Genomic DNA, 14,361 nt, shown 5'->3' on the forward strand with positions numbered 1-14,361 from the left:
TAAAACTTAAATTGATATACTCGAGATTGTTTTTATTTTAATCTAAATAGATAAAATAAATGATTTCTCTTTTCATTCCTAAACAGCATTACCTGTTCTAGGTTCTATGGGTATAATCTCAGCTCGTTATTTAGAGCACCCCTTTGAGACGGTGCAAATGTAAGCTAAAGTTATAAATTACAAGATAGAAAATTCATTTTTTTTTACAACTTGGGTTTCTTTCGGTTTTCTTTAATTTGCGCGGTTGTTTTTTTAGCTACCAGTCTTTTTTCTTTAGCAGCTTTTGGAATTTTAGTTTCTTTTCTTGGTTTTTCTATTTTCAAACCCTCTTGCAGCATTTTGATAAATCTACGGGTGACTATTTCTTTATTTTTAAGTTGACTTCGCTCTTCATCACAAGTCAATATTAAATGGAATTCTTGAGTCAATTTAGAAGCAATTTTCTCTTTTAATCTTTCTTTTTCGGCTTCATCTAAACCTTTTGAATGTAAGACATCAAAACTCAGCATCACTTTGGAAGACACTTTGTTTACATTTTGACCACCCGCACCACTGCTTCGTACCGCTTTATATTTCACTTCTGTAAGTAGGATCTCTTTATTCATTTTCTGGTTGGTGTGCCGGTTTTAATAAATCATTTACTGTTTTTACAGGATTAAAAGTAGTTAGTGGAACTTCTACAAAAATAGTATTCCAAAACCCCATAGCTCCATTCCACAAACCAGGTAACTCAAATGCTTTGTAGGATTTACCATTTTTAGTTTTTTCCACTATAAATCCCATATTTTCATCCACATAGCGTAGTAAATCGAATTTTTTACCTTTAAAATTTTTCACACCACAAACTAGATCAACAGGATTAAAATGAGTGGATTTATTAAAAATTTCAACTTGTTTCTCATTGGTAAAATCTACCTGTGTATTTTCAATAATTTGTAACGTTATTATCCCTTTTTCATTTTTCACCCAAAAAGGACCTCCTCCTGGTTCTCCTTCATTTTTAACCATACCACAAACGCGAATAGGTCGGTTTAAAATTTCAAAAAGAACTTCACTCTTGTATGTCTTTTTATATTTATCAAAATCGACAGGTAAGTTTATATTGAGTTTTTCTTCTACGAAAGACACTATTTTATTTAACTCTTGGTTTCCTAATGTTTTTTTATCCAATGCTCTTAAAAATGCAAAAACCTGCTCTTGTATAGCTATAAGAATTCCTCCTAATAATTTTTTATACTGTACAATTTCACTTAAATGATTTTGAGAAACATTATCGATATTTTTAATAAAAATAAGATCTGTATTTAGTCGGTTTAAGTTTTCAATCAAAGCACCATGTCCACCAGGTCTAAAAAGAAGAGTCCCGTCTTCTTTTCTAAAAGGTTCATTGTTTTTAGTAACTGCCAAAGTATCTGTATAGCTTTCTTGATAGGAGAAATCAATTTCAACCGTATCGTATTTCGAGGTTATTTCCTTAAAACTTTCTAAATGATTTTCAGAGATGGTAAAATGAACTTTAGGCTTAATTGAATCTACTCGATAAAAAAGAGTTTCTTCTAAATGCTCTTCTACAGGAGAATAAATCGAATTCTTTTTTTTGTGAAAGGGAAGTATTCCTTTTGGTTTGTTTGCAAAATCAAAATGAGCTTCCGAAAGTAATGTTTTTATTAAGAAATAATCTTTTACATCTCTTTCATTGCTAAAATAGTCAGGATAAATAGCAATTGTTTTTTCTTTAAGTTTCGGATAAAAAGGAAAGTTTTTTAATCCAATTAAAAAAACAGATAATTCACTTGCTTTTTTTCTATTTATATACGCGTTTATGGTTTCATTTTTATAGTCATATTCATTTAAAAACTCCGATAAAAACTGAAACATTCTACTAGCTGCTCCAGAAGCGGGAACAAACTTTTGAATATCAAAAAGATGCTTCTTTTCGTTAAAAACAACAATAAAGTTTTCTTTTTCTTCACCACTTAATACCCATATTCCATCGCCTTTTGTAGCCGATCTGACCAAGTTGGCTTTAGGAATTCCGTTCTCAAAAAAATAAAATTGTTGTAGTATTTTTTCAATTGAAATGCCCTTATCTTGAATTTGTTTTAAATCTAATTCACTAAATTTTTCTTCCATTCTTTATACGCATAAATTGCAATAATTGTAAAAATAAGATATTGTAATGCTAGCATTCCTAAACCTCTATATGCATATAGCGGTACAGTAATTATATCACCTATTATCCAAAGCGTCCAATTTTCTATTTTCTTTTTTGCCATATACCACATTGCTGTAAAGAAAATTCCAGATGTTAGTATATCAATATAATTCAATAATTCAATTTCATATTCAAAAAATTGATATATCAAATATGTAAAGACTAAAGTTAATAGAAATAAAATTATTCCTATAATTTTTTCTTTAAAATTTATTTTAGAAATTGAAACTACTTTGTTCTCACTTGTATTTGACCAAATAATCCAGCCATAAATACTCATTATAGAATAATAAAAATTCATGGTCATATCTCCGAAATAGTTTGCTTCATAAAGTAAATAAACAGAAATTATTGTAGCAACTAATCCAGTAGGATACACTAAAACATTTCTTTTTTTGGCATAAAAAACACTTACTAATCCAAAAACAAATGCAATAAACTCAAGAATAATATTTTGAGTAGAAACTTCTTTATATTGAGAAAATAAAAAATCAATCATCGCTCAAAAAAAGAAGTGTTATTCTCAAAAGCGGTACCAATAACTACCATAGTAGCACCTGCTTTGTAAGCTTGTTGAATCCCATCAAAAGTGGTAATTCCACCACCCACAATGATTGGAATTGAGATTTTTGAAGCTGTTTCTGCAATCATTTCTACAGGGATTGCTTTTTTTGCACCACTACCCGCTTCTAAATACACTAATTTATTTCCCATCCATTCACTGGCTTTTGCCGTTTGACTCACATAACCAATGTTATCACGATTTAAAGGTTTAGTTAAACTTACTTTTTCAACTGCTGTTACTACACCACTTTCAATTAATAAATAGGCTGTAGGAATAACTTCTAAATTGGTTTTTTCCAATATTGGCACAGCATTCACTTGATGCTCAATTAAATATTCTGGATTTCTACCTGATACTAAATTTAAAAACAAAATTCCATCTGCCTGAGCTGAAATTTGCTTATAATCTCCAGGAAAAAGTAAAACTGGTAAGTCTAAATATTTTTTTATTTCTTGAATTAAAGCATCTAAATGGAAACCATTAAAAGTACTTCCTCCAACTAAAATATGAGTCGCTGGTGCCTCTTTTATTTTAAGACTTAAATCATGAATTTGTGCAACTTCTACTTTTTCAGGATCTAAAAGAATCGCTAAAAGCTTTCGTTGTTGCTGTTTTGCATGAAGTATTTCTTGATAGATAGCAGTCATCATTAATTTTGAAAAGCACAAACTAAGGCATAATTATCTACAAATTCAAACTGAAAGCAATATTCTTCAGTTAAATCATTAAATTTCAATTGTGCTAATCCTTTTTTATCCATCAAACAAAACTCTTTTTCAAAAATATGTTTTGGAAAACTAATTCCTTTTTCATTCTTAATTTTAAAAATAGACTCTTTAATTCCCCAAATCACTGTAGCTTTCTTTATTTTGTCGGTTTGATTTAAATTTTCAAGATGATTCACATCCATAAATCGAGGTGCAATAGTTACAATCTTATCCTTTAAAATTTCCAAATCTATTCCCATAAGGGTATCGCTAATTAATACTGCTGAAAAATCACTTGAATGACTAATTGAGATGTGTTTTCCATCTTTTAAGTGTGGTTTACCAAATGCATCATAAAACAAATCAAAATCGGTATAATCCAAATGCTGCAATAACATTCGAACCGCCAAAAAACCCTTTTGATGACTTTCTGATTTCATACTTTCCAGCCGAGCTAAAGAAGTATCTTTTAGTCGTACTTGACGAAATAACGTAGCAAACTCTTCTTCTATTTTCCATAGATAAATAGTTGCTGTTGGATGAATAGTTATTTCCTTGTAAAAAGACATGTATGATTTATTTTTGTGTTTAACTGGTTAATTCGTTTCTTTTTACGTCAAATTTTCCCAATTAAAAAACTGAATTTCAAAATATTATAATGTTAGACATTTCACAAAAAAACTAAAATCCCTAAAAAAATAAAAAGGAATTCAGTATCTTTGCCGTCTGAAATTATAAATACAAATATACGAATAGATGAGTACAAAAACCATCCCTTATGTTCCTTATAAAGTGAAAGATATTGCTCTAGCTGAATGGGGAAGAAAAGAAATTGAATTAGCAGAAGCTGAAATGCCAGGATTAATGGCTTTAAGAGAAGAATATGGTGCAAGTAAGCCTTTACAAGGGGCTCGTATTGCTGGATGTCTTCACATGACCATTCAAACTGCTGTTTTAATTGAAACCTTAGTTGCTTTAGGTGCTGATGTTACTTGGTCATCTTGTAACATTTTCTCTACTCAAGATCATGCTGCTGCTGCAATTGCTGCTGCTGGAATTCCAGTATATGCATGGAAAGGTTTAAATGAAGAAGAATTTGATTGGTGTATCGAACAAACGTTGTTCTTTGGTGAAGAGCGCCAGCCATTAAACATGATTTTAGATGATGGTGGTGATTTAACCAATATGGTTTTTGATAAATATCCAGAATTAATTAAAGGTATTAAAGGCTTATCAGAAGAAACAACTACTGGTGTGCACCGTTTATACGAAAGAATGCAAAATGGCACCTTACACATGCCTGCTATCAATGTAAATGATTCTGTTACCAAATCTAAATTTGATAACAAATACGGTTGTAAAGAATCGGCTGTAGATGCTATTAGAAGAGCTACAGATGTAATGCTTGCTGGTAAGAGAGTGGTTGTTTGTGGTTATGGAGATGTAGGTAAAGGAACAGCAGCTTCTTTTAGAGGTGCAGGATCCATTGTAACGGTAACTGAAATTGATCCAATTTGTGCTTTACAAGCAGCAATGGACGGTTTTGAAGTTAAAAAACTAGACACTGTTGTGGCTAATGCTGATATTGTTATCACCACAACAGGTAATAAAGACATCGTTTTAGGTTCTCATTTTGAAAAAATGAAAGACAAAACAATCGTTTGTAATATTGGTCACTTTGATAACGAAATTGACATGGCTTGGTTAAACAAAAACCATGGTGCTACCAAAGTTGAAATTAAACCACAAGTTGACAAATATACAATCAACGGAAACGACATTATCATTTTAGCAGAAGGTCGTTTAGTAAATTTAGGTTGCGCTACAGGTCACCCAAGTTTTGTTATGAGTAACTCGTTTACCAATCAAACTTTAGCACAAATTGAATTATGGACGAATAGTGCTGCTTATAAAAATGAAGTATACATGTTACCTAAACATTTAGATGAAAAAGTAGCAGCGCTTCACTTAGCAAAATTAGGAGTAGAATTAGAAACTTTACGCCCTGAACAAGCAAAATATATTGGTGTTGCTGTTGAAGGTCCTTTCAAACCAGAATATTATAGATATTAATTAGCGTAATTAGTTACTAGTGATTAGCAATTAGTTTAATATAAATTTTTAAAACCCTTACATGAATTTGTGAGGGTTTTTTGTTAAAATTTAATTCTACACTTGTAGAATTAAATTTTTATTCTACATTTGTAGAGTTAATTCTAAAACCGTAGAACAAATGCAATTATCACCTACAGAGGAACAATTAATGGAACATCTTTGGAAGCTCGAAAAAGCGTACATGAAAGACCTTTTAGATGCCTATTCAAATCCAAAACCTGCTACTACTACTATTGCAACACTATTAAAAAGAATGACAGATAAAAAATTTATTGCTTATAATTTACATGGAAACTCAAGAGAATATTATCCTTTAGTTAAAAAGTCTGATTATTTTTCGAAACATGTAAACGGATTAATCAAGCATTTTTTTAACAATTCGGCCTCACAATTTGCTTCGTTTTTTACTACTGCAACAGATTTATCTGAAAAAGAGTTGGAAGAATTAAAAAAAATAATTGATGTAGAACTTAAAAAAAGAAAAAATGAGTAATTATATTGTAGAATCAACTATTAGCTTGGTAATTTTATTTTTCTTCTATAAATTCTTTTTAGAAAGTGAAAAAACCTACCAATTCAATCGATTTTATCTATTAGCCTCCTTATTAATTTCATTAATTATCCCATTTATCTCCATTGAAATATTTAATGAAATACAAAATATTCCAACTGCACCAGAAATTCTTAACGAACGTAATATTCCCAATTCTATAACCCAAAAAAATGACATCAATACTGGAACTAAGATAGCTCTAACACTGTATTTTATCGTAGCTATTATCTTGGTGATTCGGTTTATTAATAACTTATGGACTTTCAGAAAAAAAATTAAAAAGAACCCACATATTCGATTGCATAACGCTACAATTATTTTATTAGATGAAAATACAATGCCCTATACCTTTTTGAATTTCGTCTTTGTCAACAAACAAAGTTATAAAAACAAAGGGATTAGTCCAGAATTATTGGAACACGAATTCACACATATACATCAAAAACACAGTTATGACATCCTATTTATAGAAATAATAAAAATTATATTTTGGTTTAACCCAATGTACAATTTATATAAAAAAGCAATACAACTTAATCATGAGTTCATTGCCGATGAAAATGTAATCAAAAAACATAAAAATGTTTCATTGTATCAACAACTATTATTAAATACTATAGAGACTAAAAAATATTACTTGGCCAGTAATTTGAATTATTTAATGACTAAAAAAAGATTTATTATGATGACAAAAAAAACATCGCGACTTAGTAGTATACTTAAAAGAGCAACTACATTACCCATTTTAACACTACTAATTTATTTTCTATGTATTGATCTTGTTGCACAAGAAAAAGAAAAAACTGAAACTTCATTTCCACATGAAGATGTAAATAGGTATTATGAAGATGTTCAGGTGATTACACAAGACAGAACCGGAAATGTAATTAGCACCAAAAAATACAATGAATTAAGTGAAGACGAAAAAAAAATGATTCCTCCTCCACCGCCTGTACCATTAAAAATAAAAATGACTCAAGCTCAGTTTGAAGATTTTAAAAAACAAGCTAAATATGCCATTTGGATTGATGGAAAAAATGTAGACAATTCAGAACTCAATAAATTTAAACCATCTGATTTTGTGTTTTTTCAAAACAGTCATGTTTACAAAAATGCGAGAAGCCTAAAGTTTCCTCAAGAAAATCAAGTGAATTTATATACTGAAACAGGATATAAAGAAGCTTTTGAAAAAAGAAACAAGAAAGCAGGAGGCACGATAGTAATTCGAAATAAATAAATTTTCTTTTCTAAATAAACTCAGACTAAGCATTTGCTTTCTCTGAGTTTATATCTTTATAATTTTCAACATTTTAACACTAAGATGAAACAATTGGCGTTATATTTGTACTAATCAATCATCATCAGTCAAAAATCAATCATCATGTTAAAAGACTTTTTCATTCTTTGTTCTGGAGCAGACAGACAAATCATTCAATCTTCCTCCAATGGCGAACAAAACAAATATGCAGGTATCGGTGCTACAGTTTTCTTTACCGCAGTAATGGCATTTATAGCAGGTTCGTATGCTTTATATACCGTTTTTGACAACGCCTTTATTGCAGTAGGATTTGGTTTAGTTTGGGGATTACTTATTTTTAATCTCGATCGTTTTATTGTTTCTACCATTAAAAAAAGAGACCATTTCTTAGACGAATTATTGCAGGCTTCTCCTCGAATTATTTTGGCTATCATTATTGCTATTGTAATATCAAAACCTTTGGAAATCAAAATCTTTGAAAAAGAAATCAATACGGTTTTACTAAAAGAAAAAAACGCCATGGCTTTAAACAACAAAAAAGAAGTGGCCAATTATTTTCAAACTGATTTGGATAAAAATAAAGCCCAAATTGACAGTTTAAAAAGTGATGTCCTAAAAAAAGAAAAAGAAGTGAACGATTTATATTCGGTTTATATTACAGAAGCCGAAGGGACCGCAGGAACTAAAAAACTTGGCAAAGGACCGGTTTACAAAGAAAAAAGAGACAAGCATGATGCCGCCTTACAAGAACTTACCGCTTTAAAAGCGATTAATCAGGCAAAGATTTTGGAATTAGAAGCCAATGCAAAATCCATTCAAAGCGATTTAGATAAAAAAATTTCAGAAACCCAACCTGTTATTGAAGGTTTTGATGGCTTAATGGCTCGGATTAATGCATTAGACAAATTACCTTGGTTACCCTCATTTTTCATTATGTTGTTATTCTTAGCTATTGAAACATCTCCTATTATTGCCAAATTATTGTCTCCAAAAGGAGAATACGATTTCAAGCAAGAAGATAATGAATTAGCACTTAAAAGTGTTTTGGTTCAAAATAAATACCAAAGTGAATTGCAACGAAAAACCGATGCTGAAATCTACGACAAAGTATATACAGACATTAAAGAGGATAATGAATTGTACAAATATAAAAAGCAAAAAGCCATTGAATTGCTTCAATTACAAGCAGATGGTTTTGTAGAAAAACAAAAAAAATCCATGTAACAGAAAAGGGAGTCGTTTTGAAAACTTCTCCCTTTTTCAATCTAAAACTACCTACTTTTTTATTTTCAATTAATAGTAACACCTGTAATGTTTTCTAATACTTTTTTAGAAATTATAAATTCTGATTTAGCTTGTTCAAATTCAGCTGATATTCTTGCAGTCATATCTGAAATCCTAACATATTCTGAAATAGGAATAAGTCCGTTTCTAAATTCTTTCTCGACCATTTCCATATTCGCTTTTGCGTTTCCTAAATTTGAAGCTCTTAATTCGAGTAAATTTTGCTTTAAAAGTAAATCTTCATAATATCGTATTACCAATTCTCTAATTTCATCTTCTAATGATTTCACTAAATTCTTAGCTTGCTCTAACTCTGCTTTAGCTTGTTTTATTTCAGACTTTCGATTAATAATATCAAAAACAGGTATTTTTAAATACACTCCTACATTATAATTTAATTGTTGTGTACTACTTGACAAATTTACAGTAGAATTATCACCACTTGTAGAGGAAAAATTATTAAATGTTCCATATCCTGTATCGGCACGTATTCCAAAATTTCGTGTCCATAATTGTCTTTTTGCTACTAAATTTGATTCTTTAGAGTCAATTTCTAATTTTCTATAATTGAGCATTCCGTTATGAACTAAGGCAGAATCTATTAAAACATTAAGATTAGGAAGCATCAATTTTGTTGCAGTTGATTGAAATTGCGCTTCATTATTATTTTGAGCCCACAACCCAACAAAAGGCAACTGCATTATTATTAAAAGAATAACTGTTTTTATATTTGTTTTCATAATTATAATTTTTAGACGGTACTTTTTTGAATTAAACCTGGAAATGTTCTTAAAATTAATTTCATGTCATACCAAAAGGAATAGTTGTTTCCTGTGAAATTATCTGCATATTCATTATCCAAACGGATGCGTTCATCTTCAGACATTTCACCTCCTCTCCCTCTTAGTTCCACCTGCCATAAACCGGTTATTCCTGCAGGTGCTAAAAATCGTTTGGATAAAACATCATTGGTTAATAGTTCTGCTTCATATACTGGTAATGGTCGGTTACCCACAATAGACATATCTCCTTTAATAACATTAATTAATTGAGGCAATTCATCAATACTTGTATTTCTAATGAAACGACCAATTTTAGTTATTCTTGGATCATCAACAATCTTAATAAAAGTAGCATTAGACTTTTCGATTTCATTTTTTTGATAGGCATGCCAATATTCACAAATTTGATGATTGTCTATATGTAAAATTGGAGAACACGAATGTCCTTGCTCTAGTTGACTGCATTTTGGACAAGCCTGATTAAAGTCAATGGTTGTAATCGCATTTTCTTTCTTATATTGATTTTTTTCTTGAGCCATCTTTTTAATCAATTCATCAGAACCTGTACGCATGGAGCGAAGTTTATAAAAATCAAATGTTTTTCTTCCAACCCTTTTAGATATATAATAGACTTTGCCATGAGACTCTAATCGTATAGCTAACATAACTACCAACAAAATTGGAGCAATACAAATTAAAACCGTTGAAGCAAAAACGATATCAAAAATCCTTTTAGACAAAGGCAATGTATAGGAACTATTCGTGAGTTCAATTGTGTCTTCTTGAGAACTAATGTTTTGTAATTCATATAAAGATTTTGCTCTTCTTATAATGGTAATAACTTCGGTTGAAGAATGCACAAAGTAATCACTTATCCCTTTCGAAAATGCCGTTGTAAATAGAGCATTATTATATTCCTCTGAAACTAATATAAAAGGAATATTTTTTAAGACCGTGTCGTTTTTAAGTGTTTCGAATAAATACAAACCCGTATTTCCTGATAAATTGAAATCAGAAATTATAACATCTATTTCTTGATTTACTTTTAAAAATTGTAAGGCTTCAATACTAGTCCTTACTGCAAATAAAGTTACTTTTTCTACTTCAGCATATGCTTCATACTTTGCCACTGAATTTCCAACGTATACTATTTTCATGATTCCAAATAAGTTTTGAGGTTATAATTTTAATAAAAAGAGGGCTTCTTTGCTTTTAAGATAAATTACCAATTGCTCGCATAATGAATGGGGAATAAGTTTTTTTTGGTAACTTCTTTTAACTCCTCTGGATTAAAAGGCTTTGTTAAATAATCTTGTGCTCCAAGTTGATAACACTTGATTCGCTCCTTACTTTCTTTATTTCCAGACAACATTATGATAGGCGTGTGTTTTGTAAAGCCACTTAATCGTACTTCTTGTAGAAATTCATAGCCATTCATTTTAGCCATTTGAATATCGGTAATAATTAAATCAGGTAAATTATTTCTCAACCATAATAAAGCATCAATTCCAGAGTTTTTTGTTACCACCTCATATTCTGGAGACAAAAAATTTTCTAATAGCACACACGTAGTTTGTTCATCATCTACAACTAATATCTTTTTCTTCATGACGTTGATTTTTAAAGGTTAACTTCTAGTAAAGCATAAGGTTTTAGCTAACAGATCGTAATAGTGTATTTTTTATTTGAGGTAATGTATTTATACCGATACAGAAATAATCAAAACCTTGCTTTTTCATTTCGTCGGCATCATAAATATTTCTACCATCAAAAATAGCAGCCGTATTTAAAAGCTTGTTTACAATATTAAAATTGGGAATTTTAAATTCGGGCCATTCGGTCAAAATAGCTAAACAATCGGCTTCTATTAACGCTTCGTATTGATCATTATAATAACTAATGGTATCACCAAAATGGTGTTTTGCTTCTGAAATGGCAACTGGATCATATACTTTCACTTTCGCTCCTGCCTCTACTAATTTATTCACAATAATTAAAGAAGGTGCTTCGCGCATATCATCAGTTTGTGGCTTAAAAGACAAGCCCCAAATAGTAATTGTTTTTCCTTGAAGGTTTCCGTTAAAATAATTTACTATTTTATGAAATAAAACTGTTTTTTGATTCTGATTTACAGCTTCAACAGCTTTTAAAACTTGAAGATTATAATTGTTCTCTTGAGCGGTTCGAATTAAGGCTTGAACATCTTTTGGAAAACAAGAACCACCGTAACCAATGCCAGGATATATAAATTTGTTGCCAATTCTTCCATCTGAACCAATTCCTTTTCGAACCTGATTCACATCAGCACCAACAATCTCACAAAGATTCGCCATGTCATTCATAAAACTAATCTTTGTTGCTAGCATGGCATTAGCAGCATATTTTGTCATTTCTGCTGAAAGGATATCCATAAAAAAAATGGGATGCCCGTTTAATGTGAACGATTTGTATAAATTTCTAAGTAATGCTTCTGCTCTTGTGCTTTCTGTACCTACAATAATTCGATCTGGCTTTAAAAAATCATCAATTGCAGCACCTTCTTTTAAAAATTCAGGATTAGAAGCTACATCAAACGGTATTTTTACATTTCTCTTTTGCAGTTCGCCTTGAATAGCATTTTTAACTTTTATAGATGTTCCAACAGGAACGGTACTTTTAGTGACAACTAATGTGTAATCATTCATATATTTACCACAATCTTTAGCCACTTGAAGTACATATTTTAAATCAGCACTACCGTCTTCATCTGGTGGTGTTCCAACTGAAATAAATACGATTTCTGAATCTTTAAGTGCTTCAGACAAACTCGTAGTAAATTGTAATCTCCCTTTTTCCATGTTTCGAACAATCATTTTATCTAAACCTGGCTCATAAATGGAAACAATTCCTTTTTTTAAGTTTTCGATTTTTGCTTCATTAACATCCACACACTGAACATTAATTCCGACTTCTGAAAAACAGGCTCCAGTTACAAGCCCTACATATCCGCTTCCTACAATTGTTATTTTCATAATATCTAATTTTATGATACAAACTTACAAGTATAAGAAGCTTAATTTCTTTGAATTTAGACGAATGGAAGCTTAGTGTAGTTGAATGAATTTTTTGTGTTGGTTAAAGGTTTTTAAAAAAAAATTGCACTAATAACGAATCAACTTTTCAAATAAAACAAATTAAAAACCAACAAGTTATATAACTATTTTTTTTATTCTAAATAATCCGAAATGGGAAACAAACTTTGAAATAGCGTTAATTTCATTTTTCTTTGTTTCAAAAACGATTGTCTACTGCTTACAATATGAAGTTGATTATTTAAAATTTTCGCTAATAATTGACTTAAATTTTCATATTTACCAATCATATCAGCAGTTACAAAGCCGAGATACTGTATCGTAAATTGGTCGAACATAAATCGTGCTCCAGCGCGAATTGCTGAAATATCTTTTTTATATTTATTGATGTTAACTACCGATACGTTTTGGCAAACCTCACTTATTTCTTTTAAAAGTTCGTAAGTATTGTCGTTACTGTTATTATTAACAAAACAAAATTCAATATTTTTTGAATGATGAATATGTTGCACACACTGGAGCGTATCCAATGTTTTCTCTTGATTATGGCATAAAATTATGATTCCTGTCTTCATTTTAGTATGATTTATAATTCATATAAAGCACTATACATGGGCTCTTTTAGCTCTTTCCCAGTTTACAGACTGATTGTTATTTAGGAATCGGAAAAAACCAAGGATTACAGAAAGATTCATAATAAAAAAATAATACGGAATGAATAAAACTTTGATTCTCAAAGATTTATTTTCTAAAAACCAACCTATTAAAGCTGCTACATAAAACCCAAATTGTAACCAAAATAAAGCTGCATATAGTTTGCTGAACAAAAAACCTTCTTGTTGTCCCAAAATAAAAGAAACTGGAATTAAAAGCAGTAAACAAATTGGAGCCAATGTCCACCGTAGGACACGATGAGAAATATATTGAAATGATAGTGTGCCATATTTAAAAACATTCAATAAGCTTTTTAAGCGTACAACCGATTGAATACCTCCAGCTGAAATTCTTATTTTACGTTTCAGCTCTTCTTTCACATTCGCGGAAGCTGTTTCTATAGCAAAAGCTTCTGGATCATATTGAATGGTGTATCCTTTTTGCGCTACTCGTAAAGAAATAATAAAATCGTCTAACAGCGTATCTTCCTCCATTGTTTCATATAAATCCGTTCTAATAGCAAATAATTCACCTGCTGCACCTACAACCGAATACAGTTCGGCATCCCATTTTTTTAATGTAGATTCATATTTCCAATACAATCCTTCTCCAGCACCAGATGCAGTATCTTCTTTATGATTATAAATTCTTTTTTCTCCAGAAACACAACCCACATTTTTATCGCTAAATAAATTAACCATACGTCTTATGGAGTCTTTTCCTAACATAGTATTGGCATCACTAAATACAACTAAAGGTGTTTCTACAAATTGCATACCTCTATTCATGGCTCCAATTTTACCCTTTCTTTCATCAGAGTGATACAATTTTACATTATCATAAGCATTTACCATTTTTGGAGTACCATCATTTGACCCATCCGTTACCCATACTATTTTTAATTTATCTTTAGGATAATCTAATTCTAAAGTATTTTTCATTTTTTCACTCACATATGCTTTTTCATTGTAAGCGGTTATAAATAAGGTTACTTCAGGTTCATAACGATAGTTTATTTTTTTTGGCCCTCCTATTTTAAGAAACCTTTTTATTTTAATAATAGCAAATAGTACAATTCCATATCCCACATACGTATAACTTATGATGAATAACAATACCCAAAAAAATAGTTTTAAAAGTTCCATAATCTTATTTTT

15 protein-coding genes and 1 riboswitch are annotated in these 14,361 nt (G+C 30.3%); of the genes, 4 read left to right on the top strand and 11 right to left on the bottom strand.

What is annotated here, in order from left to right; translation table 11 throughout:
* Positions 1–58: 58 nt before the first annotated feature.
* Positions 59–153, bottom strand: a riboswitch (TPP riboswitch).
* 50 nt (positions 154–203) lie between these two features.
* Genes arfB through NHF47_RS01135 form a run of 5 tightly spaced genes read right to left on the bottom strand, consistent with a single transcriptional unit; the run spans position 204 to position 4,056 of the window.
* Positions 204–605, bottom strand: coding sequence for an alternative ribosome rescue aminoacyl-tRNA hydrolase ArfB (gene arfB / locus NHF47_RS01115; protein ID WP_252763191.1), 402 nt, complete (start codon positions 603–605; stop codon positions 204–206).
* Complete coding sequence (locus NHF47_RS01120) at positions 598–2,133, bottom strand: DUF4301 family protein (RefSeq protein ID WP_252763192.1); 1,536 nt, start codon at positions 2,131–2,133, stop codon at positions 598–600. Before NHF47_RS01120 ends, arfB begins: the two co-directional genes overlap by 8 nt.
* Positions 2,109–2,714 carry a nicotinamide riboside transporter PnuC gene (gene pnuC / locus NHF47_RS01125; protein WP_252763193.1) on the bottom strand — a complete coding sequence of 202 codons (606 nt, stop codon included), beginning with the start codon at positions 2,712–2,714 and terminating at the stop codon, positions 2,109–2,111. Before pnuC ends, NHF47_RS01120 begins: the two co-directional genes overlap by 25 nt.
* Positions 2,711–3,430: a geranylgeranylglyceryl/heptaprenylglyceryl phosphate synthase gene (locus NHF47_RS01130; RefSeq protein WP_308219252.1), complete on the bottom strand. Its 720-nt coding sequence runs from the start codon at positions 3,428–3,430 to the stop codon at positions 2,711–2,713. The genes pnuC and NHF47_RS01130 overlap by 4 nt, the downstream gene beginning before the upstream one ends.
* Positions 3,430–4,056 (bottom strand): 4'-phosphopantetheinyl transferase superfamily protein, encoded by a 627-nt coding sequence (locus NHF47_RS01135; RefSeq protein ID WP_252763194.1) that lies wholly within the window; start codon positions 4,054–4,056, stop codon positions 3,430–3,432. The genes NHF47_RS01130 and NHF47_RS01135 overlap by 1 nt, the downstream gene beginning before the upstream one ends.
* 187 nt (positions 4,057–4,243) lie before the next feature.
* Here NHF47_RS01135 and ahcY point away from each other — a divergent pair, with 187 nt between their 5' ends.
* The 4 genes from ahcY to NHF47_RS01155 all read left to right on the top strand — a co-directional run bounded on the left by ahcY (position 4,244) and on the right by NHF47_RS01155 (position 8,637).
* Positions 4,244–5,560: an adenosylhomocysteinase gene (ahcY, locus tag NHF47_RS01140; protein ID WP_252763195.1), complete on the top strand. Its 1,317-nt coding sequence runs from the start codon at positions 4,244–4,246 to the stop codon at positions 5,558–5,560.
* A 160-nt stretch (positions 5,561–5,720) separates the two neighbouring features.
* A complete protein-coding gene (locus tag NHF47_RS01145; RefSeq protein ID WP_252763196.1) occupies positions 5,721–6,095 on the top strand; it encodes a BlaI/MecI/CopY family transcriptional regulator in 375 nt (124 codons plus the stop codon).
* Complete coding sequence (locus NHF47_RS01150) at positions 6,088–7,392, top strand: M56 family metallopeptidase (protein WP_252763197.1); 1,305 nt, start codon at positions 6,088–6,090, stop codon at positions 7,390–7,392. Before NHF47_RS01145 ends, NHF47_RS01150 begins: the two co-directional genes overlap by 8 nt.
* 144 nt (positions 7,393–7,536) lie before the next feature.
* Positions 7,537–8,637, top strand: a complete 1,101-nt coding sequence (locus tag NHF47_RS01155; RefSeq protein ID WP_252763198.1) for a DUF4407 domain-containing protein — start codon at positions 7,537–7,539, stop codon at positions 8,635–8,637.
* Positions 8,638–8,702: 65 nt separating this feature from the next.
* Here the strand turns inward: NHF47_RS01155 and NHF47_RS01160 are convergent, their stop codons facing one another.
* From NHF47_RS01160 to NHF47_RS01185, 6 genes are all read right to left on the bottom strand, one after another.
* Entirely contained in the window at positions 8,703–9,437 is a 735-nt protein-coding gene (locus NHF47_RS01160) for a TolC family protein (protein WP_252763199.1), read from the bottom strand.
* 11 nt (positions 9,438–9,448) lie between these two features.
* Positions 9,449–10,636 carry a sugar transferase gene (locus NHF47_RS01165; protein WP_252763200.1) on the bottom strand — a complete coding sequence of 396 codons (1,188 nt, stop codon included), beginning with the start codon at positions 10,634–10,636 and terminating at the stop codon, positions 9,449–9,451.
* A gap of 65 nt (positions 10,637–10,701) precedes the next feature.
* Positions 10,702–11,088 carry a PleD family two-component system response regulator gene (locus NHF47_RS01170; protein WP_252763201.1) on the bottom strand — a complete coding sequence of 129 codons (387 nt, stop codon included), beginning with the start codon at positions 11,086–11,088 and terminating at the stop codon, positions 10,702–10,704.
* Positions 11,089–11,131: 43 nt separating this feature from the next.
* Positions 11,132–12,490, bottom strand: a complete 1,359-nt coding sequence (locus tag NHF47_RS01175) for a UDP-glucose/GDP-mannose dehydrogenase family protein (RefSeq protein WP_252763202.1) — start codon at positions 12,488–12,490, stop codon at positions 11,132–11,134.
* A 194-nt stretch (positions 12,491–12,684) separates the two neighbouring features.
* Complete coding sequence (locus tag NHF47_RS01180; RefSeq protein WP_252763203.1) at positions 12,685–13,125, bottom strand: glycosyltransferase; 441 nt, start codon at positions 13,123–13,125, stop codon at positions 12,685–12,687.
* Positions 13,126–13,155: 30 nt separating this feature from the next.
* Positions 13,156–14,349, bottom strand: a complete 1,194-nt coding sequence (locus tag NHF47_RS01185; protein ID WP_252763204.1) for a glycosyltransferase family 2 protein — start codon at positions 14,347–14,349, stop codon at positions 13,156–13,158.
* Positions 14,350–14,361: the final 12 nt, after the last annotated feature.

It is taken from the genome of Flavobacterium sp. NRK F7 (genome assembly GCF_024054195.1).
GTDB lineage: Bacteria > Bacteroidota > Bacteroidia > Flavobacteriales > Flavobacteriaceae > Flavobacterium.

Bases quoted from the DNA above. Each gene is read 5' to 3' on its own strand.
- arfB (WP_252763191.1), bottom strand. From the start codon at position 605: ATGAATAAAGAGATCCTACTTACAGAAGTGAAATATAAAGCGGTACGA.
- NHF47_RS01120 (WP_252763192.1), bottom strand. From the start codon at position 2,133: ATGGAAGAAAAATTTAGTGAATTAGATTTAAAACAAATTCAAGATAAG.
- pnuC (WP_252763193.1), bottom strand. From the start codon at position 2,714: ATGATTGATTTTTTATTTTCTCAATATAAAGAAGTTTCTACTCAAAAT.
- NHF47_RS01130 (WP_308219252.1), bottom strand. From the start codon at position 3,430: ATGATGACTGCTATCTATCAAGAAATACTTCATGCAAAACAGCAACAA.
- NHF47_RS01135 (WP_252763194.1), bottom strand. From the start codon at position 4,056: ATGTCTTTTTACAAGGAAATAACTATTCATCCAACAGCAACTATTTAT.
- ahcY (WP_252763195.1), top strand. From the start codon at position 4,244: ATGAGTACAAAAACCATCCCTTATGTTCCTTATAAAGTGAAAGATATT.
- NHF47_RS01145 (WP_252763196.1), top strand. From the start codon at position 5,721: ATGCAATTATCACCTACAGAGGAACAATTAATGGAACATCTTTGGAAG.
- NHF47_RS01150 (WP_252763197.1), top strand. From the start codon at position 6,088: ATGAGTAATTATATTGTAGAATCAACTATTAGCTTGGTAATTTTATTT.
- NHF47_RS01155 (WP_252763198.1), top strand. From the start codon at position 7,537: ATGTTAAAAGACTTTTTCATTCTTTGTTCTGGAGCAGACAGACAAATC.
- NHF47_RS01160 (WP_252763199.1), bottom strand. From the start codon at position 9,437: ATGAAAACAAATATAAAAACAGTTATTCTTTTAATAATAATGCAGTTG.
- NHF47_RS01165 (WP_252763200.1), bottom strand. From the start codon at position 10,636: ATGAAAATAGTATACGTTGGAAATTCAGTGGCAAAGTATGAAGCATAT.
- NHF47_RS01170 (WP_252763201.1), bottom strand. From the start codon at position 11,088: ATGAAGAAAAAGATATTAGTTGTAGATGATGAACAAACTACGTGTGTG.
- NHF47_RS01175 (WP_252763202.1), bottom strand. From the start codon at position 12,490: ATGAAAATAACAATTGTAGGAAGCGGATATGTAGGGCTTGTAACTGGA.
- NHF47_RS01180 (WP_252763203.1), bottom strand. From the start codon at position 13,125: ATGAAGACAGGAATCATAATTTTATGCCATAATCAAGAGAAAACATTG.
- NHF47_RS01185 (WP_252763204.1), bottom strand. From the start codon at position 14,349: ATGGAACTTTTAAAACTATTTTTTTGGGTATTGTTATTCATCATAAGT.